A 22,348-nucleotide genomic window follows, 5' to 3' on the forward strand; every position below is an offset into this window, starting at 1 on the left:
GATGCAATACAAACTTACCCGGATCGATCCGGATGCGCCCAATGATCAATACCCGATCGGCGAACGCGAAACGGTAGAAGACCCGCTCATCGAAGGGCAGGTCCACAAGAACATCTTCATGGGCAAGCTCGAGGATGTTCTCAACGGTGCTGTCAACTGGGGTCGCAAGAACTCCCTGTGGCCGTACAACTTCGGGCTGTCCTGCTGCTACGTGGAGATGACCACGGCGTTCACTGCGCCGCACGACATCGCCCGTTTCGGCGCCGAAGTGATCCGTGCATCGCCACGCCAGGCTGACTTCATGGTCATCGCCGGCACCTGCTTCATCAAGATGGCTCCGGTCATCCAGCGCCTGTACGAGCAGATGCTGGAGCCCAAGTGGGTGATCTCGATGGGGTCGTGCGCCAACTCCGGCGGCATGTACGACATCTACTCGGTCGTTCAGGGGGTCGACAAGTTCCTCCCCGTGGACGTGTACATCCCCGGCTGCCCGCCCCGTCCGGAGGCGTTCCTGCAAGGCCTGATGCTGCTGCAGGAATCCATCGGCCAGGAGCGTCGTCCGTTGTCCTGGGTTGTAGGCGATCAAGGCGTCTATCGCGCCGACATGCCTGCCCAGAAGGATCTCAAGCGCGAACAGCGCATTGCGGTCACCAACCTGCGCAGCCCCGACGAAGTGTGATCCGGCCCTCCACGAGAGGCCCGTTTTCACTCCACCGTTGACCGAGTGACTTAAAGACTATGAATGCAGACTCCGCTCTGTACATCCCGCCTTACAAGGCAGACGACCAAGATATCGTCGTCGAACTGAATTCCCGCTTTGGCGCCGAGACCTTCACCGTCCAGGCCACCCGCACCGGCATGCCGGTGCTCTGGGTTGCCCGTGAGCGCCTGATCGACGTCCTTACCTTCCTGCGCAATGTGCCCAAGCCGTACGTCATGCTCTATGACCTGCACGGTGTCGACGAGCGCCTGCGCACTCACCGTCGCGGCCTGCCGGGCGCCGACTTCAGCGTGTTCTACCACCTGATGTCGCTCGAGCGTAATAGTGACGTGATGATCAAGGTGGCCTTGTCCGAAGGCGACCTCAACGTACCCACCGCCACCCGTATCTGGCCGAACGCCAACTGGTACGAGCGCGAGGTCTGGGACATGTACGGGATCACCTTCAATGGTCACCCGCACCTGACCCGCATGCTGATGCCGCCGACCTGGGAAGGTCACCCGCTGCGCAAGGACTACCCGGCGCGCGCCACCGAGTTCGACCCTTACGCGCTGTCCGCCGCCAAGCAGGACCTCGAGCAGGAAGCGCTGCGCTTCAAGCCCGAAGACTGGGGCATGAAGCGCCACGGCGAGAACGAGGACTTCATGTTCCTCAACCTCGGCCCGAACCACCCGTCTGCGCACGGTGCGTTCCGCATCATCCTGCAGCTGGACGGCGAAGAGATCCTCGATTGCGTTCCGGAGATCGGCTACCACCACCGTGGCGCCGAGAAGATGGCCGAGCGTCAGTCCTGGCACAGCTTCATTCCTTACACCGACCGCATCGACTACCTCGGCGGCGTGATGAACAACCTGCCGTACGTGCTCTCGGTCGAGAAGCTCGCCGGCATCAAGGTGCCGCAGCGCGTCGACGTCATCCGCATCATGATGTCGGAGTTCTTCCGCATCCTGAACCACCTCCTCTACCTGGGTACCTACATCCAGGACGTGGGCGCGATGACCCCGGTGTTCTTCACCTTCACCGACCGCCAGCGCGCTTACAAGGTCGTTGAAGCCATCACCGGCTTCCGCCTGCACCCGGCCTGGTACCGCATCGGTGGCGTCGCCCACGACCTGCCGCGCGGCTGGGACAAGCTGGTCCGCGAATTCCTCGACTGGATGCCCAAGCGCCTGGACGAGTACGAAACCGCTGCCCTGAAGAACAGCATCCTGCGTGGCCGTACCATCGGCGTTGCCGCGTACAACACCAAGGAAGCGTTGGAATGGGGCACCACCGGTGCCGGCCTGCGCGCCACCGGCTGTGATTTCGACCTGCGTAAAGCCCGCCCCTACTCCGGCTACGAGAACTTCGAGTTCGAAGTACCGCTGGCGGCCAACGGCGACGCCTACGACCGCTGCATGGTCAAGATGGGTGAGATGCGCCAGAGCCTGCGCATCATCGAGCAGTGCCTGAAGAACATGCCCGAAGGCCCGTACAAGGCCGACCACCCGCTGACCACGCCGCCGCCCAAAGAGCGCACGCTGCAGCACATCGAAACCCTGATCACCCACTTCCTGCAGGTTTCCTGGGGCCCGGTCATGCCGGCCAACGAAGCCTTCCAGATGGTGGAAGCGACCAAGGGCATCAACAGCTACTACCTGACGAGCGATGGCAGCACCATGAGCTACCGGACCCGCATCCGGACGCCCAGCTTCCCGCACCTGCAGCAGATTCCGTCGGTGATCAACGGCAGCATGATCGCTGACCTGATCGCCTATCTGGGCAGTATCGACTTCGTTATGGCCGACGTGGACCGCTGATCATGAGTACCCTTATCCAGACTGATCGTTTCGAACTCAGCGAAACCGAGCGCTCGGCCATCGAGCACGAAATGCATCACTACGAGGACTCCCGCGCGGCGTCCATCGAAGCCCTGAAGATCGTCCAGAAGCAGCGCGGCTGGGTGCCGGACGGCGCCATTCCGGCCATCGCCGACATCCTCGGCATTCCGGACAGCGACGTCGAAGGCGTGGCTACCTTCTATAGCCAGATCTTCCGCCAGCCGGTCGGCCGCCACATCATCCGCGTCTGCGACAGCATGGTCTGCTACATCGGCGGCCACGAGTCCGTGGTCGGCGAGATCCAGAAGCAGCTGGGCATCGGCCTCGGCCAGACCACCGCCGACGGCCGCTTCACCCTGCTGCCGGTGTGCTGCCTGGGCAACTGCGACAAGGCCCCGGCGATGATGATCGACGACGACACCTTCGGCGACCTGCGTCCCGACGGCGTCGCCAAACTGCTGGAGGCCTACGCATGAGTCGCCTCACCTCCTACGGCACGCCCAACCGCACCGCGCGCGCGGCCGAAACCCACCCGCTGACCTGGCGCCTGCGTGACGACGGCGCCCCGGTCTGGCTGGAGGAGTACCAGTCGAAGAACGGCTACGCGGCGGCGCGCAAGGCGCTGGCGCAGATGGCCACCGACGACATCGTCCAGACCGTCAAGGACTCCGGCCTCAAGGGCCGCGGCGGTGCGGGCTTCCCCACCGGCGTGAAGTGGGGCCTGATGCCCAAGGACGAATCCCTCAACATCCGCTACCTGCTGTGCAACGCGGACGAGATGGAGCCCAACACCTGGAAGGACCGCATGCTCATGGAGCAGCTGCCGCACTTGCTGGTGGAAGGCATGCTGATCTCCGCGCGAGCCCTCAAGGCCTACCGTGGCTACATCTTCCTGCGTGGCGAATACGTCGACGCCGCCCGCAACCTGAACCGCGCCATCGATGAAGCCAAGGCCGCCGGCCTGCTGGGCAAGAACATCCTCGGCAGCGGCTTCGATTTCGAGCTGTTCGTGCACACCGGCGCCGGCCGCTACATCTGTGGCGAAGAAACTGCGCTGATCAACTCGCTGGAAGGCCGTCGCGCCAACCCGCGCTCCAAGCCGCCCTTCCCCGCCGCCGTTGGCGTCTGGGGCAAGCCGACTTGCGTGAACAACGTCGAGACCCTGTGCAACGTGCCGGCGATCGTCGAGCACGGCGTCGACTGGTACAAGGGCCTCGCCCGTCCGGGTAGCGAAGACATGGGCACCAAGCTCATGGGCTTCTCCGGCAAGGTGAAGAACCCCGGCATCTGGGAACTGCCCTTCGGCCTTCCGGCCCGCGAGCTGTTCGAGGATTACGCCGGCGGCATGCGCGACGGCTACAAGCTCAAGGCCTGGCAGCCGGGCGGCGCCGGTACCGGCTTCCTCCTGCCGGAACACCTGGACGCGCTGTTCTATGCCGGCGGCGTCGCCAAGGTCGGCACCCGTATGGGTACCGGTCTGGCCATGGCGGTGGACGACAGCGTCAACATGGTTTCCCTGCTGCGCAACATGGAAGAGTTCTTCGCCCGCGAATCGTGCGGCTGGTGCACTCCGTGCCGCGACGGCCTGCCGTGGAGCGTGAAGGTCCTGCGTGCACTGGAAAAAGGCGAAGGCGCCCAGGGCGACCTGGAAACCCTCGAGCAGCTGGTCAACTTCCTCGGCCCCGGCAAGACCTTCTGCGCCCACGCACCGGGTGCCGTCGAGCCGCTGGGCAGCGCACTGAAGTATTTCCGTCCCGAGTTCGAAGCGGGCATTTCCCGCCAGGCTCAGGCCGTACAAGCACCGCAGACCGTCGGCGCTTGATGCTTTGATCGCCGGGCATTGCGCCCGGCGTTGTTTCGTTGCAGTGCCGCGGCGTGCCGCCGGCCCGATGAAACCGTGATTTCTATTAGCCACGCCCGCTGACAACGGGCCAACGAAGACTTAGACCCATGGCCACGATCCACGTAGACGGCAAGACGTTAGAAGTCGACGGAGCGGACAACCTGTTGCAGGCCTGCCTCTCCCTCGGTCTCGACATCCCCTACTTCTGCTGGCACCCGGCGCTCGGCAGCGTCGGCGCCTGCCGCCAGTGCGCGGTCAAGCAGTACACCGACGAAAACGACACCCGCGGTCGCATCGTCATGTCCTGCATGACTCCCGCCACCGACAACACCTGGATTTCCATCGAAGACGAAGAATCCAAGGCATTCCGTGCCAGCGTCGTCGAATGGCTGATGACCAACCACCCGCACGACTGCCCGGTCTGCGAGGAAGGCGGTCACTGCCACCTGCAGGACATGACGGTGATGACCGGCCACAACCAGCGCCGGTACCGCTTCACCAAGCGCACCCACCAGAACCAGGAGCTCGGCCCGTTCATCGCCCACGAGATGAACCGCTGCATCGCCTGCTACCGCTGCGTCCGTTACTACAAGGACTACGCCGGCGGCACCGACCTGGGCGTCTATGGCGCGCACGACAACGTCTACTTCGGCCGTATCGAGGACGGTGTACTGGAGAGCGAATTCTCCGGCAACCTGACCGAGGTCTGCCCGACCGGCGTGTTCACCGACAAGACCCACTCCGAGCGCTACAACCGCAAGTGGGACATGCAGTTCGCCCCGAGCATCTGCCATGGCTGCTCCAGCGGCTGCAACATCAGCCCCGGCGAGCGCTACGGTGAAATCCGCCGCATCGAGAACCGTTACAACGGCTCGGTGAACCACTACTTCCTGTGCGACCGCGGCCGCTTCGGCTATGGCTACGTCAACCGCGAAGACCGCCCGCGCCAGCCGCAGCTGATGCTGAGCAAGCAGAAGCTCTCGCTGGACGGCGCCCTGGACCAGACCGCCGCGCTGCTCAAGGGCCGCAAGGTCATCGGCATCGGTTCGCCGCGTGCCAGCCTGGAAAGCAACTACGCACTGTCCGCACTGGTCGGCACGCAGAACTTCTACAGCGGCATTTCCGCTGACGAGCTGCAACGCCTGCAGCTGGTCCTGAAAGTCATGCAGGACGGCCCGCTGCCGGTGCCGACCATCCGTGACATCGAAGACCACGACGCGGTATTCGTGCTCGGCGAAGACCTGACCCAGACCGCTGCCCGTATCGCCCTGGCCCTGCGCCAGTCGGTAAAAGGCAAGGGCGAGGACATGGCCGCTGCGATGAAGATCCAGCCGTGGCTCGACGCCGCGGTGAAGACCATCGCCCAGCGCGAGATGAACCCGCTGTTCATCGCCAGCCTGGATGAAACCCGCCTGGACGACGTCGCCGCCGAGTGCGTGCACGCCGCTACCGAAGACCTGGCTCGCCTGGGCTTCGCCGTGGCCCACGCCATCGATTCGAGCGCTCCGGCCGTGGCCGGCCTCGACCCCGAAGCCGCCGCCCTCGCCCAGCGCATCGCCGATGCCCTGGTCGCCGCCAAGCGTCCGCTGGTCATCTCCGGCACCTCGCTGGGCAGCAACGCCCTGATCGAAGCCGCGGCCAACATCGCCAGCGCGCTGAAGAACCGCGAGAAGAGCGGCTCCCTGAGCCTGGTCGTCCCGGAAGCCAACAGCCTGGGCCTGGCCCTCTTTGGCGGTGAATCCGTCGAAGCCGCTCTCGAGCAGCTGACCTCCGGCGCCGCCGATGCCGTGGTGATCCTGGAGAACGACCTGTACCGCCGCGCCGACGCTGCCGCTGTCGATGCTGCCCTGGCCGCCGCGAAGATCGTCGTCGTCGCCGATCACCAGCAGACTGCGACCAGTGCCAAGGCCACCGTCCTGCTGCCGGCCGCCAGCTTCGCCGAAGGCGATGGCACCCTGGTCAGCCAGGAAGGCCGCGCCCAGCGCTTCTTCCAGGTCTACGATCCGACCTACTACAACGCCGACAACCTGGTCCGCGAAGGCTGGCGCTGGCTGCATGCCCTGCACAGCACCCTCGAAGGCAAGCGTGTCGACTGGACCCAACTGGACCACGTGATCGACGCCGTCATCGCCGCCAAGCCGCAACTGGCTGGCATCCGCGAAGCTGCGCCGAACGCCGCGTTCCGCATCAAGGGCCTGAAGCTGGCGCGCGAGCCGCACCGCTACTCCGGCCGTACCGCCATGCGCGCCAACATCAATGTCAGCGAGCCGCGTCAGCCGCAGGACATCGACTCCGCGTTCGCCTTCTCCATGGAAGGCTACGCCGGCAGCGCCGAACCGCGTCAGCAGATTCCCTTCGCCTGGTCCCCGGGCTGGAACTCCCCGCAGGCCTGGAACAAGTTCCAGGACGAGGTCGGCGGTCACCTGCGCGCCGGCGATCCGGGCGTGCGCCTGATCGAGGCCAAGGGCGAAGCCCTGTGGTTCAGCGAGATCCCCGCGCCGTTCCACACCGCCGCCAGCCAGTTCAAGGTGGTGCCCTTCTATCACCTGTTCGGCAGCGAGGAGAACTCCTCGAAAGCCGCCCCGGTGCAGGAACGCATCCCGCAGACCTATGTCACCCTGGCCAAGGCCGAGGCTGACCGTCTGGGCGTCAACGAAGGCGCGATCATCCGCCTGACCGTCAAGGGCCAGGAACTGCGCCTGCCGCTGCGCGTGAGCGAAGAGCTCGGCGCCGGCCTGGTTGCCCTGCCGATCGGTCTGCAAGGCATTCCTGCCGGTGTCATCGGCGCTGTCGCTGAAGGTCTGCAGGAGGCTGCGCAATGAGCTGGCTGACACCCGCCATCGTCGACATCCTGATCGAGGTCATCAAGGCCATCGTCATCCTGCTCGCCGTGGTCGTCTGCGGCGCGCTGCTCAGCTGGGTCGAGCGTCGTCTGCTCGGCCTCTGGCAGGACCGCTACGGTCCGAACCGGGTCGGCCCCTTCGGTGCCTTCCAGCTCGGCGCCGACATGCTGAAGATGTTCTTCAAGGAAGACTGGACCCCGCCGTTCGCCGACAAGATGATCTTCACCCTCGCCCCCATGATCGCCATGGGTGCGCTGCTGGTGGCCTTCGCGGTCATCCCGATCACCCCGAACTGGGGCGTGGCGGACCTGAACATCGGCATCCTGTTCTTCTTCGCCATGGCTGGCCTGACCGTGTACGCGGTGCTGTTCGCAGGCTGGTCGAGCAACAACAAGTTCGCCCTCCTCGGCAGCCTGCGCGCCTCGGCCCAGACCATCTCCTACGAGGTGTTCCTGGCCCTGTCGCTGATGGGCATCGTCGCCCAGGTCGGCTCGTTCAGCCTGCGCGACATCGTCGAATACCAGGCCCAGCACGTGTGGTTCATCATCCCGCAGTTCTTCGGCTTCATGACCTTCTTCGTCGCCGGCGTCGCCGTGACTCACCGTCACCCGTTCGACCAGCCCGAAGCCGAGCAGGAACTGGCGGACGGTTACCACATCGAGTATGCCGGCATGAAATGGGGCATGTTCTTCGTTGGCGAGTACATCGGCATCGTGCTGGTGTCCGCGCTGCTGGCGACCCTGTTCTTCGGCGGCTGGCACGGTCCCTTCGGCATCCTGCCGCAGATCCCGTTCTTCTGGTTCGCCCTGAAAACCGGCTTCTTCATCATGATGTTCATTTTGCTGCGGGCCTCCATCCCACGCCCGCGCTATGACCAGGTGATGGCCTTCAGCTGGAAGTTCTGCCTCCCGCTGACCCTGATCAACCTGCTGGTGACCGGCGCTGTCGTGCTGGCCAGCCAGTAAGGAGTAGGACCATGATCAAGTACATTTTCGACGTGGTGCACGGCACCTACACCCAGCTGCGCAGCCTGGTGATGATCTTCGGTCACGCCTTCCGCAAGCGTGACACCCTGCAGTACCCGGAAGAGCCCGTGTACCTGCCGCCGCGCTACCGTGGCCGCATCGTGCTCACCCGCGACCCCGACGGCGAGGAGCGCTGCGTTGCGTGCAACCTGTGCGCCGTGGCCTGCCCGGTCGGCTGCATCTCCCTGCAGAAGGCCGAGACCGACGACGGTCGCTGGTACCCCGAGTTCTTCCGCATCAACTTCTCCCGCTGCATCTTCTGCGGCCTGTGCGAAGAAGCCTGCCCGACCACCGCGATCCAGCTGACCCCGGATTTCGAGATGGGCGAGTTCAAGCGCCAGGACCTGGTCTACGAGAAGGAAGACCTGCTGATCTCCGGCCCCGGCAAGAACCCGGACTACAACTTCTACCGCGTTGCCGGCATGGCCATCGCCGGCAAGCCGAAAGGCGCCGCGCAGAACGAGGCCGAACCGATCAACGTCAAGAGCCTGCTGCCGTAAGGAGACGTCGCGTGGAATTCGCTTTCTACTTCGCCGCCGGCGTCGCCGTGCTGGCAACCTTCCGGGTCATCACCAACAGCAATCCGGTGCATGCCCTGCTCTACCTCATCATTTCGCTGCTCGCGGTATCGATGACCTTCTTCAGCCTCGGCGCACCCTTCGCCGGTGCCCTGGAAATCATCGTCTACGCCGGCGCGATCATGGTGCTGTTCGTCTTCGTGGTCATGATGCTCAACCTCGGCCCGGCGATTGCCGAGCAGGAGCGCAAGTGGCTCAAGCCCGGCGTCTGGATCGGCCCCGGCGCCCTGGCTGCCGTGCTGCTGGTCGAGCTGCTGTGGATGCTCTCGCGCACCCCGAGCGGCATCGGCATCGGCCACACCACCGTGGACGCCAAGGCCGTGGGCATCAGCCTGTTCGGCCCGTACCTGCTGGTCGTCGAACTGGCCTCGATGCTGCTGCTGGCGGCACTGGTCGCCGCCTACCACCTCGGCCGCCACGAAGCGAAGGACTAACACCATGAATGCAATCCCTCTCGAACACGGACTGGCGCTTGCCGGTGTGCTGTTCTGCTTCGGCCTGGTGGGCCTGATGGTACGACGCAACATCCTGTTCGTACTGATGAGCCTGGAAGTGATGATGAACGCCGCCGCTCTGGCCTTCGTGGTCGGTGGCGCCCGCTGGGGCCAGCCTGACGGCCAGGTGATGTTCATCCTGGTGCTCAGCCTGGCTGCGGCCGAGGCCAGCATCGGCCTGGCGATCCTGCTCCAGCTGTATCGCCGCTTCCATACCCTCGATATCGACGCTGCCAGCGAGATGCGCGGATGAACCTGCTGCCCCTTACTTTCCTGTTCCCCCTGGTCGGCTTCCTGCTGCTCTCGTTCTCCCGTGGCAAGTGGTCGGAAAATCTCTCGGCACTGGTGGGTGTCGGCTCCGTGGGCCTCGCGGCCCTCTCCGCCTTCTGGGCGATCTGGAGCTTCCACAGCAACCCGCCCGAAGGTGGCGCCTACAGCCTGGTGCTGTGGCAGTGGATGAGCGTTGGCGACTTCAAGACCAACTTCACCCTGTACCTGGACGGCCTGTCGGTCACCATGCTCGGCGTGGTCACCGGCGTCGGCTTCCTGATCCACCTGTTTGCCTCCTGGTACATGCGCGGTGAAACCGGTTACTCGCGTTTCTTCGCGTACACCAACCTGTTCATCGCCAGCATGCTGTTCCTGGTGCTGGGCGATAACCTGCTGTTCATGTACTTCGGCTGGGAAGGCGTGGGCCTCTGCTCCTACCTGCTGATCGGTTTCTATTACAACCACGTACCCAACGGCAACGCAGCGCTGAAGGCCTTCATCGTGACCCGCGTGGGTGACGTGTTCTTCGCCATCGGCATGTTCATCCTGTTCCAGCACCTGGGCACGCTGAACATCCAGGAGCTGCTGGTCCTGGCTCCGCAGCACTTCGCCAAGGGCGACCTGTGGATCAACCTGGCGACCCTGATGCTGCTCGGCGGCGCCGTCGGCAAATCCGCCCAGCTGCCGCTGCAGACCTGGCTGGCCGACGCGATGGCCGGCCCGACTCCGGTCTCCGCACTGATCCACGCGGCCACCATGGTGACCGCGGGCGTCTACCTGATCGCCCGCTGCCACGGCCTGTTCGAGCTGGCTCCGAACGTTCTCGAGCTGGTTGGCGTCATCGGCGCCGTGACCCTGGTCCTGGCCGGCTTCGCCGCCCTGGTGCAGACCGACATCAAGCGCATCCTCGCCTACTCGACCATGAGCCAGATCGGTTACATGTTCCTGGCCCTGGGCGTTGGCGCCTGGAGTGGGGCGATCTTCCACCTGATGACCCACGCCTTCTTCAAGGCCCTGCTGTTCCTTGCTTCGGGTGCGGTGATCGTCGCCTGCCACCACGAGCAGAACATCTTCAAGATGGGTGGTCTGTGGAAGAAGCTGCCGCTGGCCTACGCGAGCTTCGTGGTCGGTGGTGCGGCCCTGTCCGCCCTGCCCTTCCTGACTGCCGGCTTCTACTCCAAGGACGAGATCCTCTGGGAAGCCTTCGCCAGCGGTCACCAGAACCTGCTGATCGCCGGTCTGGTCGGTGCGTTCATGACCTCGCTGTACACCTTCCGCCTGATCTTCATCGCCTTCCACGGCGAAGCGAAGACCGAAGCGCACGCCGGCCATGGCGTCAGCCACTGGCTGCCGCTGGGCATCCTGATCGTGCTCTCCACCTTCATCGGCGCGCTGATCACTCCGCCGCTGGCCGGTGTCCTGCCGGAAAGCGCCGGCCACGCCGGTGGTGAAGCCAAGCACAGCCTGGAAATCGCCTCGGGCGCCATCGCCATCGCCGGTATCCTGCTGGCGGGCCTGCTGTTCCTCGGCAAGCGCCGCTTCGTCAGCGCTCTCGCCCAGAGCGCACCGGGTCGCTTCTTCGGCACCTGGTGGTACCACGCCTGGGGCTTCGACTGGCTGTACGACAAGCTGTTCGTGAAACCCTATCTGCTGATCTGCCGCCTGCTGGGCGCGGACCCGATCGACAAGACCCTGGTCCTGGTCCCGCTCACCGCCCGCGGTGGTCACAAACTCCTCAGCCTCACCGAGAACGGCCGCCTGCGTTGGTACGCCGCTTCCCTGGTGGGTGGCGCCGCGCTGCTCCTCGGCGCGCTGCTGCTGGCTTAATGAATTCACGAAAGAGATTGAGCCCGACATGATTCTGCCCTGGCTAATCCTGATCCCCTTCATCGGCGGCTTCCTTTGCTGGATCGCCGAGTACACCAGCAAGACCCTGCCCCGCTGGGTCGCCCTGGGATCGATGGTCCTCACCCTGGCCCTGAGCCTGTGGGTGTGGCACACCGGCGACTTCCAGCTGGCCCCGGCGCCGGGTGGCGAGCCGCAATGGACCCTGCAGTTCCAGGTACCCTGGATCGAGCGCTTCGGTATCAGCGTGCACCTGGCAATGGACGGCCTGTCCCTGCTGATGGTCGCGCTGACCGGCCTACTCGGCGTGCTGTCCGTCCTCTGCTCGTGGAACGAGATCCAGCGTCGCATCGGCTTCTTCCACCTGAACCTGCTGTGGATCCTGGGCGGTGTGATCGGCGTGTTCCTCGCCGTCGACCTGTTCCTGTTCTTCTTCTTCTGGGAAATGATGCTGGTGCCGATGTACTTCCTCATCGCGCTCTGGGGTCATAGCTCGGACGACGGCAAGAAGACCCGCATCTACGCCGCCACCAAGTTCTTCATCTTCACCCAGGCCAGCGGCCTGGTGATGCTGGTGGCGATCCTCGGCCTGGTGTTCGTGCACTACAACAGCACCGGCGTGCTGACCTTCAACTACGCCGACCTGCTGAAGACCCAGCTGCCGCCGCACACCGAATGGATCCTGATGCTCGGCTTCTTCGTCGCCTTCGCGGTGAAGATGCCGGTGGTGCCGGTGCACTCCTGGCTGCCCGACGCCCACGCCCAGGCACCGACCGCCGGTTCCGTGGACCTGGCCGGCATCCTGCTGAAGACTGCCGCCTACGGCCTGATCCGCTTCGCCCTGCCGCTGTTCCCCAATGCCTCGGCCGAGTTCGCCCCGATCGCCATGACCCTGGGTCTGATCGGCATCTTCTACGGCGCCTTCCTGTCGTTCGCCCAGACCGACATCAAGCGCCTGGTGGCCTACTCCTCCGTGTCGCACATGGGCTTCGTGATGATCGGCATCTACTCCGGCAGCCCCCAGGCGTTGCAGGGTGTAGTGGTGCAGATGATCGCCCACGGCCTCTCCGCCGCCGCGCTGTTCATCCTCTGCGGCCAGCTGTACGAGCGCCTGCACACCCGTGACATGCGCAAGATGGGCGGCCTGTGGTCGCGCATCCCGTACCTGCCGGCCGTGGCGCTGTTCTTCGCCACCGCCTCGCTGGGCCTGCCGGGTACCGGCAACTTCGTCGGCGAATTCCTGATCCTGCTGGGCAGCTTCAAGGTCGTGCCGGTGATCACCGTGATCGCCACCTTCGGCCTGGTGTTCGGCTCGGTCTACTCGCTGATCATGATCCACCGCGCCTACTTCGGCCCGGCCAAGTCCGACACCGCCATCGCCGGCCTGAATGCCCGCGAGCTCTCCATGGTGCTCGGCCTGGCGGTGCTGCTGATCGTGCTCGGCGTCTACCCGCAGCCGGTCCTCGACACCTCCGCGGCAACCATGCACGGCGTCCAGCAATGGCTGGGTGCCGCCCTCTCCACTCTGGCAGCACGGTAAGCGCGAAATGACCTTCACGATCCAACACTTCATCGCGCTCCTGCCACTGCTCATCACCAGCGCCACCCTGGTGGTGGTGATGCTCGCGGTAGCCTGGAAGCGTAACCACTCGATGACCGCCACCCTCTCGGTGATCGGTCTGAACCTGGCCCTGCTGTCGATCTTCCCGGTGCTGAAAGTCACCCCGATCGAAGTCACCCCGCTCATGGTGGTCGACAACTTCGCCTGCTTCTACATGGCCCTGATCCTGATCGGCGCCCTGGCCTGCACCACCCTCGCCCACGCCTACATGGAAAGCTTCCCGGGCAACCGCGAGGAGCTGTACCTGCTCCTGCTGCTGTCCACCGCGGGCGGCCTGGTGCTGGTCAGTGCGCAGAACCTGGCCGGCCTGTTCATCGGCCTGGAACTGCTGTCGGTGCCGGTCTACGGCATGGTGGCCTACGCCTTCTTCAACAAACGCACCCTGGAAGCGGGCATCAAGTACACCGTACTGTCCGCCGCCGGCTCGGCCTTCCTGCTGTTCGGCATGGCCCTGCTCTACGCCGAGTCCGGCAACCTGGGCTTCTCGGCCATCGGTGCATCGCTGACCGAAGGCAGCAGCCATGGTCCGCTGCTGTCCATCGGCGTCGGCATGATGGTCGTCGGCCTGGGCTTCAAGCTGTCCCTGGCGCCGTTCCACCTGTGGACCCCGGACGTCTACGAAGGCGCTCCTGCGCCGGTCGCCACCTTCCTGGCCACCACCGCCAAGGTCGCTGTGTTCGCCGTGCTGCTGCGCCTGTTCCAGATCGCTCCGGCGGCCCTGAACAACGGCCTGCTGCATGACGCCATCGCCGTCATCGCCATCGCCTCGATCCTGATCGGCAACCTGCTGGCGCTGACCCAGAGCAACATCAAGCGCCTGCTGGGCTACTCGTCCATCGCCCACTTCGGCTACCTGCTGATCGCCCTGGTGGCGAGCAAGGGCCTGGCCGTGGAAGCGGTCGGCGTCTACCTGACCACCTACGTCGTCACCACCCTGGGCGCCTTCGGCGTGGTCACCCTGATGTCCACCCCGTACAGCGGCCGCGACGCCGACGCGCTGTTCGAGTACCGCGGCCTGTTCTGGCGCCGTCCGGTGCTGACCGCGGTGATGACCGTGATGATGCTGTCCCTGGCCGGCATCCCGCTGACCGCCGGCTTCATCGGCAAGTTCTACATCGTCGCCACCGGCGTCGAGTCCCAGCACTGGTGGCTGGTCGGCTCCCTGGTACTGGGCAGCGCCATCGGCCTGTTCTACTACCTGCGCGTCATGGTGACCATGTACCTGGTCGAGCCGAACATGAAGCGCCACGACGCTCCCCTGGACTGGGCCCAGCGTGCCGGCGGCATCATGCTGGTAGCCATCGCCCTGCTCGCCTTCTTCCTCGGCGTCTACCCGCAACCGCTGCTGGACATCCTCCAGCACAGCGGCCTGGTAGCCATCGCCGGCTAAGGTCGACAGGCAACAAAAAACCCCGCTTCGGCGGGGTTTTTTGTTGGGTGGGATTCCTGCCGTGAGGCTCTTCAGCCTTTCGTAGGATGGGTGGAGCGGAGCGATACCCATGCTGGCCGTAAGGTATCGATGGGTATCGCTTCGCTCCACACCATCCTACAAGGTGCTCCGCCCTACTCTGCCGCCTTGGGTTGCTCGCCTTCACGGCCGGTGAACAGGTCCCAGGACGCCATGAACAGCGCCGCGATCAGCGGGCCGATGACGAAGCCGTTGAGACCGAACAGCGACATGCCGCCGAGCGTGGAGATCAGCACCACGTAGTCGGGCATCTTGGTGTCCTTGCCCACCAGGATCGGGCGCAGGATGTTGTCCACCAGGCCGATCACCACCACGCAGAACAGCGTCAGCGTGACACCCTGCCAGATCGCCCCGGTGAGCAGGAAGTAGGCCGCCACCGGCACCCAGATCAGCCCCGCGCCAATCGCCGGCAGCAGCGAGAGGAAGGCCATCAGCGTGCCCCAGAGCAGCGAGCCCTGGATGCCGAGGAACCAGAAGATCAGCCCACCCAGCGCGCCCTGGGTCGCGGCCACGGCGATGTTGCCCTTCACCGTGGCGCGGATCACCGTGGTGAACTTGGTGAACAGGTGCTGTTTGTGCTCCACGCTCAGCGGCACCGCCTGCTTGATCCGCCGGCCCAGGGTCGGGCCATCGCGCAGGAGGAAGAACAGCAGGTAGAGCATGATGCCGAAGCTGATGACGAACTCGAAGGTGTTCTGGCCGATGCTGAAGGCCTTGGTGGCCACCAGCTGGCTGGCCTGCATGGCACCCGCCGAGAGTTTCTCCTGCAGGCTGGACAGGTCCGCCAGGTCGAAGCGTTCCAGCAACTGGTGCGCCCAGCCCGGCAGCGCGGCGACCGCCTGCTGGTAATAGCTGATGAAGTTCAGGTCGCCCGACTTCAGCCGCTGGTAGACGGTCGCACCCTCCTGCACCAGTGCCCCGGCGATGAAGGTCACCGGCAGGATCACGATCAGGAAGCACACGGCGAGGGAAATGAGCGCCGCAAGGTTGTTGCGCCCATCGAGCTTCACCCGCAGGCGGCGTTGCAGCGGGGCGAAGATGATCGCCAGGATGGTGCCCCAGAAGACCGCCCCGTAGAACGGCAGCAGGATCCAGCCGAAGGCCAGTGTCACCACCAGCAGCAGGGCAAGGAACGTCCGGTATTCCAGTTTCGATTCGAACATGAGCGGGTCCATGGATGGATAAACCTGCTCATTAGTCAGCAGTTACCTCACCAAGTGCAACTTTCATTGGCCGAATCCCGCGCGCCAGGGCCCCGCAGCCGAGGTTTCAGAGCACCATCGCAGCCACCCAGCCGAACGCCAGCAGCGGCAGGTTGTAGTGCAGGAAGGTGGGCACCACGGTATCCCAGATGTGATTGTGCTGGCCGTCCACGTTCAGGCCGGAGGTCGGGCCGAGGGTGGAGTCCGACGCCGGCGAGCCCGCATCACCCAGCGCACCCGCAGTGCCGACGATGCTGACGATGGCCAGCGGGCTGAAGCCCAGGTGCACCGCCAGGGGTACGAAGATCGCCGCGATGATCGGCACCGTGGAGAATGACGAGCCGATGCCCATGGTCACCACCAGGCCCACCAGCAGCATCATGAAGGCGCCCAGCGCCTTGCTGCTGCCGATCCAGCCGGCGGCGCTGTCCACCAGGCTGCTCACCTGCCCGGTGGCGGTCATCACCGCCGCGAAGCCCTGGGCGGCGATCATGATGAAGCCGATCATGGCCATCATCTTCATGCCTTCGGTGAACAGGTCGTCCGCTTCCTTCCAGCGCACCACGCCGGACAGCGAGAACACCAGGAAGCCCACCAGCGCGCCGAGGATCATCGAGTCCAGCAGCAGTTGCACGGCAAACGCCGCGGCGACCGCGACGCCCGCCACCAGCAGGCTCATCCTGCTATAAGGGGTGTCGACCCGCTCGGCCTGCTCGATGCGCTCCAGACCGTACTCACGCTTGCGCCGGTAGCTGAAGAACACTGCGATCAGCAGGCCGCAAAGCATGCCCAGCGCCGGGATCAGCATGGCGTGGGTGACGTTGATGCCCTGCACGTCGACGCCTGCGCGGGCGACGTTGGCCAGCAGGATCTGGTTCAGGAAGATATTGCCGAAGCCCACCGGCAGGAACATGTAGGGGGTGATCAGGCCGAAGGTGATGACGCAGGCGATCAGCCGGCGGTCGATCTGCAGGCGCGTCAGCACATAGAGCAGCGGCGGCACCAGCAGCGGGATGAAGGCGATGTGGATCGGCAGGATGTTCTGCGAGGAGATCGCCACCACCAGCAGCAGGCCGACCATCATCCACTTGAAGGTGCTGGAACCGTTCGCCTCGTGGCGGCCGAGCATCGCCAGGGCGCGATCGGCCAGTGCGTGCGCCATTCCGGAGCGCGCAATGGCCACCGCAAAGGCGCCGAGCATGGCGTAGGACAGCGCCACCGTCGCACCGGCGCCCAGGCCTTCGTTGAACGCCTTCAGCGTGCCGTCGATCCCCAGCCCACCGATCAGACCACCCGCAACGGCGCCGGCGATCAGAGCGATCACCACATGCACGCGACACAGGCTCAGCACCAGCATCAGGCCAATGGCAATCAGCACCGCATTCATTTCACCACTCCTCGTCAGCGCTCCACGCCGGAGCGCAGGCAAAAGGCGCGCACTCTGCCAAACACCTGGCGGAGTGTCAAAAGCCCTGTCGAATCAAGACGTTTCCGCAGCCGACCAGCGCGACTTTCAGCCCATTGCGCACGCTTTTTGCCTAGCTTTCTGCCGCCCGTCGGCCAGGCGCACCAGAATCGCCTGTTTTCTGGCGTTTCGCTCCGTCACGGGTCAAGAAATTCCGGGAAAGGCCGATAACTCGGGCATCCCAGGGCTTAGTTCAAACAAGGATTCCCCTCCATGCTGCTGCGCCGTCTCTCCATCCAGTGGAAGATCACGTTGCTCGCCGGGCTGTGCCTGCTCGGCGTCGTGTCTTTGCTATCCGGCCTGTCCGTCTACCGCACGCAAACCAGCACCGCGCTGGTCAAGCAATCGAGCACCGAAATGCTCGACGAGGCCGCCAAGGCGCGCCTGAAATCACGCGGCGAAGTCCAGGCCATGCGCATCCAGCGCTACATCATGGACGCCTACCAGTACGGCAAGGGCTTCTCGCGGCAGGTGCTGTTCCTGCGCGACCAGGCGCAGAAGCGCTTCCTCGACGCCTACGACCTGCGCGAGGACCTGACCCGCCAGGTGAAGACCGCACTGGAAGGCAACCCGGAGCTGCTGGGACTCTACGTGGCCTTCGAGCCCGACGCGCTGGACGGCAAGGACAAGCTCTTCGCCGGCCAGGGCGAGCTGGGCAGCAACGACACCGGACGCTTCTCCATCTACTGGTCGCAGGCCACCCCGGGCCACCTGGAATCCGAAGCCATGGCCGAGTCGCTGCTGCAGGACACCAGCCCCGGCCCCAGCGGCAGCGCCTACAACGCCTGGTTCACCTGCCCGAAGACCACCGGCCAGCCCTGCGTCCTGGATCCGTACTTCGACGAGGTCGGTCAGAAGAAGATGCTGATGACCAGCATCGCCTTCCCGCTGGAACTGGACGGCAAGGTCATCGGCGTCATGGGTCTGGACATCAGCATGGAGAAGCTGCAGGAAATCGCCGTCGAGGGCAGCCAGGAGCTGTACGACGGCCAGGGCCGCGTCAGCATCGTCAGCGCCGCCGGCCTGCTCGCCGGGCACAGCGCCGATGCCTCCAAGCTGAGCAAGAACCTCAAGGAGGTCTATACCAGGCAGGGCGCCGACCTGCTGCAGGCCATCGCCAGCAACCATGAGCAGGTCTTCCGCCAGGACGACCAGCTGCGCGTGGTCGAGCCGCTGCAGCCGATCCCCGGCTCCAAGCCCTGGGGCGTACTGCTGGAGGTTCCGCAGAACGTCCTGCTGGGCCCAGCTATCGCGCTGCAGAACGAGCTGGACGACCAGCGCGTGCAGGGCACTGTCTCGCAACTGGGCTTCGGCCTGGTTGCCGCGCTGATCGGCCTGTTCGCCATGTGGCTCACCGCCCGCGGCGTAACCCGGCCGATCCTCAATGTCGCCGCCATGCTGCGCAACATCGCCAGTGGCGAAGGCGACCTGACCAAGCGCCTGGACTACGCCGGCAAGGACGAGCTGGGCGAACTGGCCGGCTGGTTCAACCGCTTCCTCGACAAGCTGCAACCGATCATCCGTGACGTGAAGTCCTCGGTGCAGGACGCCCGCGCCACTGCCGACCAGTCCTCCGAAATCGCCAGCCAGACCAGCGCCGGCATGCAGCAGCAGTTCCGCGAAGTCGACCAGGTGGCCACCGCCTCGCAGGAAATGAGCGCCACCGCCCACGACGTCGCCAACAGCGCCGCCATGGCCGCCGATGCCGCCCGTGGCGCCGACGGCGCGACCCGTGATGGCCTCAATGTGATCGACAACACCACCCGCCTGATCGACGAACTGGCCAGCGACATGAGCAGCGCCATGAGCCAGGTGGAAGGGCTGGCGGCCAGCAGCGAGCAGATCGGCTCGGTGCTGGAGGTGATCCGCGGCATCGCCGAGCAGACCAACCTGCTGGCGCTCAACGCCGCCATCGAAGCGGCCCGCGCCGGAGAAGCCGGGCGCGGCTTCGCGGTGGTCGCCGACGAGGTGCGCAACCTCGCCAAGCGCACCCAGGATTCGGTGGAGGAAATCCGCCAGGTCATCGAAGGCCTGCAGAACGGCACCCGCGACGTGGTCGGCGCGATGAGCAACAGCCACCGCCAGGCGCAGGACAGCGTGAGTCAGGTCGAACAGGCGGTTGCCGCGTTGAAGCGTATCGGCGACGCCGTGGGTGTGATCACCGACATGAACCTGCAGATCGCCAGCGCCGCCGAGGAACAGAGCGCGGTGGCCGAGGAGATCAACCGCAACGTCGCCGGCATCCGTGACGTGACCGAATCGCTGTCGAGCCAGGCGCAGGAATCGGCGCAGGTCAGCCAGTCGCTGAACAAGCTGGCCAACCATCAGCAGGGCCTGATGGATCAGTTCCGCGTCTGACCCCCGCAGCGGGATCGGTCGCGGGCTGGGTCCGCTCCTACAGGTGAACACCGAGCCATTGTAGGAGCGGGCCATGCCTGCGATCCGCCGGCAAGGCCGGCGCCAGAGTCACACTGCCCGGCGCGGCAGCTCCACCACCACCCTCAGGCCACCGAGTTCGCTGCTTTCCAGCTTCAACCCACCGCCACAGGCCGCCGCGATATCCCGCGCAATGCCCAGGCCCAGACCATGCCCGGCCACTTGCTCGTCGAGGCGCGTGCCACGTTCCAGAACGCTGTCGCGCTGTTCCTCGGCGATGCCGGGACCGTCGTCGTCCACGTTCAATCGATAGACATCAGCCTCTTTCTCCACCGACAGCCGCACCTGGGCATCGGCCCATTTGCAGGCGTTGTCCAGCAGGTTGCCGAGCATCTCCAGCAGGTCCTCCCGGTCATACGGCAAGCGCGTCGCGGGTGGTGCCTGCCAGTCGATGGCGAGGTGGTCGCCATGGATGAGCTTGAGCATGTCGCACAGACTCGGCAGCTCAGCGTCACAATCGAAGTGCGCGCCGGGCAATGCCTCGCCCACCAGCCGCGCACGTCCCAGCTCGCGGGCCAGGCGCTGCTCGATCTGCTCCAGCTGCTCCTGCAGCACGCGCCGTAGCTCAGGGTGCTCGCGCAGCTCCTCGCGGTCGGCCAGGCTGATCAGCACCGCCAGCGGCGTCTTCAGTGCATGGCCGAGATTGCCCAGGGCATTGCGCGAGCGACGCAGGGTGTCCTCGGTATGCTGCAACAGGTGGTTGGTCTGCTCCACCAGCGGCTCCAGCTCGCGCGGCACCTGGCGGTCCAGCTGGCTGCGCTGGCCCTCCTGCAACTGCGCGATCTGCTGGCGTACCCGCTCCAACGGGCGCAACGCTCGGCGCACGGTGAAGCCCTGGAACACCAGGATCAGCAACAACGCCAGCGCACCGGCGCCCAGGCCAATATTGCGCAGGCGGTTGAAGCTCTTGAGGATCGGCGTGTAGTCCTGCGCCACGACAATGCTCAGGTGCTTGCCATAGCGCTTGTAGTCGCCGCGGAACACCAGCAGCCGCTGGTCCTCGGGACCTTTTTCCAGCTTCCTCTCCAGGCCCTTGTGCGAGGGCAGTTTCAGCTCGTTGTCCCACAGCGAGCGGGAGCGCCAGGTCTGGTCATCGAAGCGGATGACGAAGTAGCGCCCGGAGAACAGCCGCTCATAGGCAGCGTCGACGCGCTGGCCGTCCAGCTGCAGTCCGGCCGGGCCACGGGTGATGCCCACCAGCAGGCTTTCCGCCTCGTCCTGCAGCCCGTTGACCAGGTAGCGGCGCAGGCCCTGGTCGAACAGCCAGAGACCTGCCTGGGCCAGCGCCAGACCGATCACCACCAGCACCACGCCCAGCCCGAGGCCGAGCCGGCGCTGGATCGACATCAATTGGCGACTCCATTGCCGGTAAAGCGATAACCCTGACCCCGGCGGGTCTCGATGATCTCGCGGCCCAGCTTGCGGCGCAGGTGGTTGATGTGCACCTCGATGACGTTGGAATCGCGCTCGGTCTCACCGTCATACAGGTGCTCGGCGAGGTGCGACTTCGACAGCAGTTGCCCGGGGTGCAGCATGAAGTAGCGCAGCAGGCGGAACTCGGCGGAGGTCAGGTCGACCTCCTTGCCACCCTGCTGCACGCACTGGCGCGACTCGTCCAGGCTCAGGCCGGCGACTTCCAGCTGGCTCTGGTTGGCCAGCCCACGGGCACGGCGCAGCAGCGCCTGGATGCGCAGCAACAGTTCCTCGGGATGGAACGGCTTGGTCAGGTAATCGTCGGCGCCAGCTTTCAGGCCGTCGATGCGCTCGGCCCAGGAGCCCCGCGCGGTGAGGATCAGCACCGGGATCGAAAGCCCCATGCCGCGCCACTCCTGCAGCACTTCCAGGCCGGGGCGGCCCGGCAGGCCGAGGTCGAGGATCACCAGGTCATACGGCTCGCTGGCGCCCTGCACGGCGGCGTCGCGGCCGTCGGCCAGCCAGTCCACCGCATAGCCCTGGCGGGGCAGGGTCGCCAGCAGTTCATCGGCCAGGGGTACGTGGTCTTCCACCAGCAGCAGGCGCATCAGTCGTCTTCCTTATCCTTGAGGATGCGGCCGTCGCGGGCATCCAGTTCCAGTTCGCGCACCACGCCTTCGGTGGTCAGCAGTTCCACCTCGTAGATGTAGGTGTCGTGTTCCTTCTCCAGCTCGGCTTCGAGCAGGCGCGAGCCGGGATAGCGGCTCAACGCGGCGGGGAGGATTTCCTCGAAGGGGCGGATCACCCCTTCCTTGCTCAGGCGCAGGGCTTCGTCCTGGCTCAGGTCATGGGCCCGGGCGACGCCTGCGATGGCAACGAGCGCCAGGCCAAGCTGCGCCATGCGTGGCAGAACGGTCTTCATCAGTCATCCTGGTGATCGGTGAGGACTTCGCCGGTGACCGCATCCAGCTCGACATCCCATTTGACGCCCTGGGCGTCCTTGAGGTCGACCTTGTACAGGTAGCGGCCGTGGTCCAGTTCGAGCTCGCTATCGTACACCGAACCGCCGGCGTGCTTGGCCAGCGCGGTGCGGTTGAGCTCCTCGAAGTTGCGGATGGTGCCGGCATCGCGCAGGCGCAGCGCCTCGTCCGGACCAATGTCGTGGGCCGTGGCGACGCCCGCGCCGAGCAGCAGGGCTGTCAGCACGGTCAGGGTCAGCAGCCATTTCATGTGCATACCTCCGTAGGAATTTCACTGCTGACAGGCTAAGGCGAAGGACTTAACTCAAGCTGAATCGGCAAGAG

Annotated in this window: 19 protein-coding genes; 13 read left to right on the forward strand and 6 right to left on the reverse strand. The window is 65.3% G+C overall.

The window, feature by feature from the left end:
* Window position 1: 1 nt before the first annotated feature.
* The 12 genes from J2T47_RS12970 to nuoN all read left to right on the forward strand — a co-directional run bounded on the left by J2T47_RS12970 (window position 2) and on the right by nuoN (window position 14,450).
* Window positions 2-679: a NuoB/complex I 20 kDa subunit family protein gene (locus J2T47_RS12970; RefSeq protein WP_045214755.1), complete on the forward strand. Its 678-nt coding sequence runs from the start codon at window positions 2-4 to the stop codon at window positions 677-679.
* A 59-nt stretch (window positions 680-738) separates the two neighbouring features.
* The gene (nuoC, locus tag J2T47_RS12975) at window positions 739-2,520 is read left to right on the forward strand and encodes an NADH-quinone oxidoreductase subunit C/D (RefSeq protein WP_081520488.1); all 1,782 of its coding nucleotides are present in this window, start codon (window positions 739-741) and stop codon (window positions 2,518-2,520) included.
* Window positions 2,517-3,017 (forward strand): NADH-quinone oxidoreductase subunit NuoE, encoded by a 501-nt coding sequence (gene nuoE / locus J2T47_RS12980; protein ID WP_169887231.1) that lies wholly within the window; start codon window positions 2,517-2,519, stop codon window positions 3,015-3,017. The genes nuoC and nuoE overlap by 4 nt, the downstream gene beginning before the upstream one ends.
* Window positions 3,014-4,363: an NADH-quinone oxidoreductase subunit NuoF gene (gene nuoF, locus J2T47_RS12985; protein WP_081520490.1), complete on the forward strand. Its 1,350-nt coding sequence runs from the start codon at window positions 3,014-3,016 to the stop codon at window positions 4,361-4,363. The genes nuoE and nuoF overlap by 4 nt, the downstream gene beginning before the upstream one ends.
* Window positions 4,364-4,491: 128 nt before the next feature.
* Complete coding sequence (gene nuoG, locus J2T47_RS12990; RefSeq protein ID WP_253447168.1) at window positions 4,492-7,206, forward strand: NADH-quinone oxidoreductase subunit NuoG; 2,715 nt, start codon at window positions 4,492-4,494, stop codon at window positions 7,204-7,206.
* The gene (gene nuoH, locus J2T47_RS12995; RefSeq protein WP_081520492.1) at window positions 7,203-8,192 is read left to right on the forward strand and encodes an NADH-quinone oxidoreductase subunit NuoH; all 990 of its coding nucleotides are present in this window, start codon (window positions 7,203-7,205) and stop codon (window positions 8,190-8,192) included. Before nuoG ends, nuoH begins: the two co-directional genes overlap by 4 nt.
* 11 nt (window positions 8,193-8,203) lie before the next feature.
* On the forward strand, window positions 8,204-8,752 hold the full coding sequence (gene nuoI, locus J2T47_RS13000; protein WP_015477483.1) for an NADH-quinone oxidoreductase subunit NuoI: 549 nt from the start codon (window positions 8,204-8,206) through the stop codon (window positions 8,750-8,752).
* 11 nt (window positions 8,753-8,763) lie between these two features.
* The gene (gene nuoJ / locus J2T47_RS13005) at window positions 8,764-9,264 is read left to right on the forward strand and encodes an NADH-quinone oxidoreductase subunit J (protein ID WP_017517115.1); all 501 of its coding nucleotides are present in this window, start codon (window positions 8,764-8,766) and stop codon (window positions 9,262-9,264) included.
* A gap of 4 nt (window positions 9,265-9,268) precedes the next feature.
* Window positions 9,269-9,577, forward strand: coding sequence for an NADH-quinone oxidoreductase subunit NuoK (gene nuoK, locus J2T47_RS13010; protein ID WP_017517116.1), 309 nt, complete (start codon window positions 9,269-9,271; stop codon window positions 9,575-9,577).
* Complete coding sequence (gene nuoL / locus J2T47_RS13015) at window positions 9,574-11,421, forward strand: NADH-quinone oxidoreductase subunit L (protein WP_253447171.1); 1,848 nt, start codon at window positions 9,574-9,576, stop codon at window positions 11,419-11,421. The genes nuoK and nuoL overlap by 4 nt, the downstream gene beginning before the upstream one ends.
* A 28-nt stretch (window positions 11,422-11,449) precedes the next feature.
* Window positions 11,450-12,979: an NADH-quinone oxidoreductase subunit M gene (gene nuoM, locus J2T47_RS13020; RefSeq protein WP_253447174.1), complete on the forward strand. Its 1,530-nt coding sequence runs from the start codon at window positions 11,450-11,452 to the stop codon at window positions 12,977-12,979.
* A 7-nt stretch (window positions 12,980-12,986) separates the two neighbouring features.
* Window positions 12,987-14,450, forward strand: coding sequence for an NADH-quinone oxidoreductase subunit NuoN (gene nuoN / locus J2T47_RS13025; RefSeq protein WP_253447177.1), 1,464 nt, complete (start codon window positions 12,987-12,989; stop codon window positions 14,448-14,450).
* Between the two features lie 173 nt (window positions 14,451-14,623).
* Here nuoN and J2T47_RS13030 read toward each other — a convergent pair whose 3' ends face one another.
* Both J2T47_RS13030 and J2T47_RS13035 read right to left on the reverse strand, forming a co-directional pair.
* Complete coding sequence (locus J2T47_RS13030) at window positions 14,624-15,691, reverse strand: AI-2E family transporter (RefSeq protein ID WP_253447180.1); 1,068 nt, start codon at window positions 15,689-15,691, stop codon at window positions 14,624-14,626.
* Between the two features lie 106 nt (window positions 15,692-15,797).
* The gene (locus J2T47_RS13035; protein ID WP_253447183.1) at window positions 15,798-17,117 is read right to left on the reverse strand and encodes a Na+/H+ antiporter family protein; all 1,320 of its coding nucleotides are present in this window, start codon (window positions 17,115-17,117) and stop codon (window positions 15,798-15,800) included.
* Window positions 17,118-17,408: 291 nt separating this feature from the next.
* Here J2T47_RS13035 and J2T47_RS13040 point away from each other — a divergent pair, with 291 nt between their 5' ends.
* Window positions 17,409-19,553 carry a methyl-accepting chemotaxis protein gene (locus J2T47_RS13040; protein WP_253447185.1) on the forward strand — a complete coding sequence of 715 codons (2,145 nt, stop codon included), beginning with the start codon at window positions 17,409-17,411 and terminating at the stop codon, window positions 19,551-19,553.
* 108 nt (window positions 19,554-19,661) lie between these two features.
* Here J2T47_RS13040 and J2T47_RS13045 read toward each other — a convergent pair whose 3' ends face one another.
* Genes J2T47_RS13045 through J2T47_RS13060 form a run of 4 tightly spaced genes read right to left on the reverse strand, consistent with a single transcriptional unit; the run spans window position 19,662 to window position 22,274 of the window.
* Window positions 19,662-20,981 carry an ATP-binding protein gene (locus J2T47_RS13045; protein WP_253447188.1) on the reverse strand — a complete coding sequence of 440 codons (1,320 nt, stop codon included), beginning with the start codon at window positions 20,979-20,981 and terminating at the stop codon, window positions 19,662-19,664.
* Window positions 20,978-21,652: a response regulator transcription factor gene (locus J2T47_RS13050; RefSeq protein ID WP_253447192.1), complete on the reverse strand. Its 675-nt coding sequence runs from the start codon at window positions 21,650-21,652 to the stop codon at window positions 20,978-20,980. The genes J2T47_RS13045 and J2T47_RS13050 overlap by 4 nt, the downstream gene beginning before the upstream one ends.
* Window positions 21,652-21,966, reverse strand: a complete 315-nt coding sequence (locus J2T47_RS13055; protein ID WP_253447195.1) for a PepSY domain-containing protein — start codon at window positions 21,964-21,966, stop codon at window positions 21,652-21,654. The genes J2T47_RS13050 and J2T47_RS13055 overlap by 1 nt, the downstream gene beginning before the upstream one ends.
* Window positions 21,966-22,274: a PepSY domain-containing protein gene (locus J2T47_RS13060; protein WP_253447198.1), complete on the reverse strand. Its 309-nt coding sequence runs from the start codon at window positions 22,272-22,274 to the stop codon at window positions 21,966-21,968. Before J2T47_RS13060 ends, J2T47_RS13055 begins: the two co-directional genes overlap by 1 nt.
* Window positions 22,275-22,348: the final 74 nt, after the last annotated feature.

Source organism: Pseudomonas nitroreducens, from assembly GCF_024170165.1.
Classification (GTDB): Bacteria; Pseudomonadota; Gammaproteobacteria; order Pseudomonadales; family Pseudomonadaceae; genus Pseudomonas; species Pseudomonas nitroreducens_C.

Excerpts from the sequence above, each read along its gene's own strand:
- nuoK (WP_017517116.1), top strand. The coding sequence starts at position 9,269 with ATGAATGCAATCCCTCTCGAACACGGACTGGCGCTTGCCGGTGTGCTG.
- J2T47_RS13060 (WP_253447198.1), bottom strand. The coding sequence starts at position 22,274 with ATGAAATGGCTGCTGACCCTGACCGTGCTGACAGCCCTGCTGCTCGGC.
- nuoL (WP_253447171.1), top strand. The coding sequence starts at position 9,574 with ATGAACCTGCTGCCCCTTACTTTCCTGTTCCCCCTGGTCGGCTTCCTG.
- J2T47_RS13035 (WP_253447183.1), bottom strand. The coding sequence starts at position 17,117 with ATGAATGCGGTGCTGATTGCCATTGGCCTGATGCTGGTGCTGAGCCTG.
- J2T47_RS12970 (WP_045214755.1), top strand. The coding sequence starts at position 2 with ATGCAATACAAACTTACCCGGATCGATCCGGATGCGCCCAATGATCAA.
- nuoH (WP_081520492.1), top strand. The coding sequence starts at position 7,203 with ATGAGCTGGCTGACACCCGCCATCGTCGACATCCTGATCGAGGTCATC.
- J2T47_RS13030 (WP_253447180.1), bottom strand. The coding sequence starts at position 15,691 with ATGTTCGAATCGAAACTGGAATACCGGACGTTCCTTGCCCTGCTGCTG.
- J2T47_RS13040 (WP_253447185.1), top strand. The coding sequence starts at position 17,409 with ATGCTGCTGCGCCGTCTCTCCATCCAGTGGAAGATCACGTTGCTCGCC.
- nuoM (WP_253447174.1), top strand. The coding sequence starts at position 11,450 with ATGATTCTGCCCTGGCTAATCCTGATCCCCTTCATCGGCGGCTTCCTT.
- J2T47_RS13055 (WP_253447195.1), bottom strand. The coding sequence starts at position 21,966 with ATGAAGACCGTTCTGCCACGCATGGCGCAGCTTGGCCTGGCGCTCGTT.
- nuoN (WP_253447177.1), top strand. The coding sequence starts at position 12,987 with ATGACCTTCACGATCCAACACTTCATCGCGCTCCTGCCACTGCTCATC.
- nuoF (WP_081520490.1), top strand. The coding sequence starts at position 3,014 with ATGAGTCGCCTCACCTCCTACGGCACGCCCAACCGCACCGCGCGCGCG.
- nuoC (WP_081520488.1), top strand. The coding sequence starts at position 739 with ATGAATGCAGACTCCGCTCTGTACATCCCGCCTTACAAGGCAGACGAC.
- nuoG (WP_253447168.1), top strand. The coding sequence starts at position 4,492 with ATGGCCACGATCCACGTAGACGGCAAGACGTTAGAAGTCGACGGAGCG.
- J2T47_RS13050 (WP_253447192.1), bottom strand. The coding sequence starts at position 21,652 with ATGCGCCTGCTGCTGGTGGAAGACCACGTACCCCTGGCCGATGAACTG.
- nuoI (WP_015477483.1), top strand. The coding sequence starts at position 8,204 with ATGATCAAGTACATTTTCGACGTGGTGCACGGCACCTACACCCAGCTG.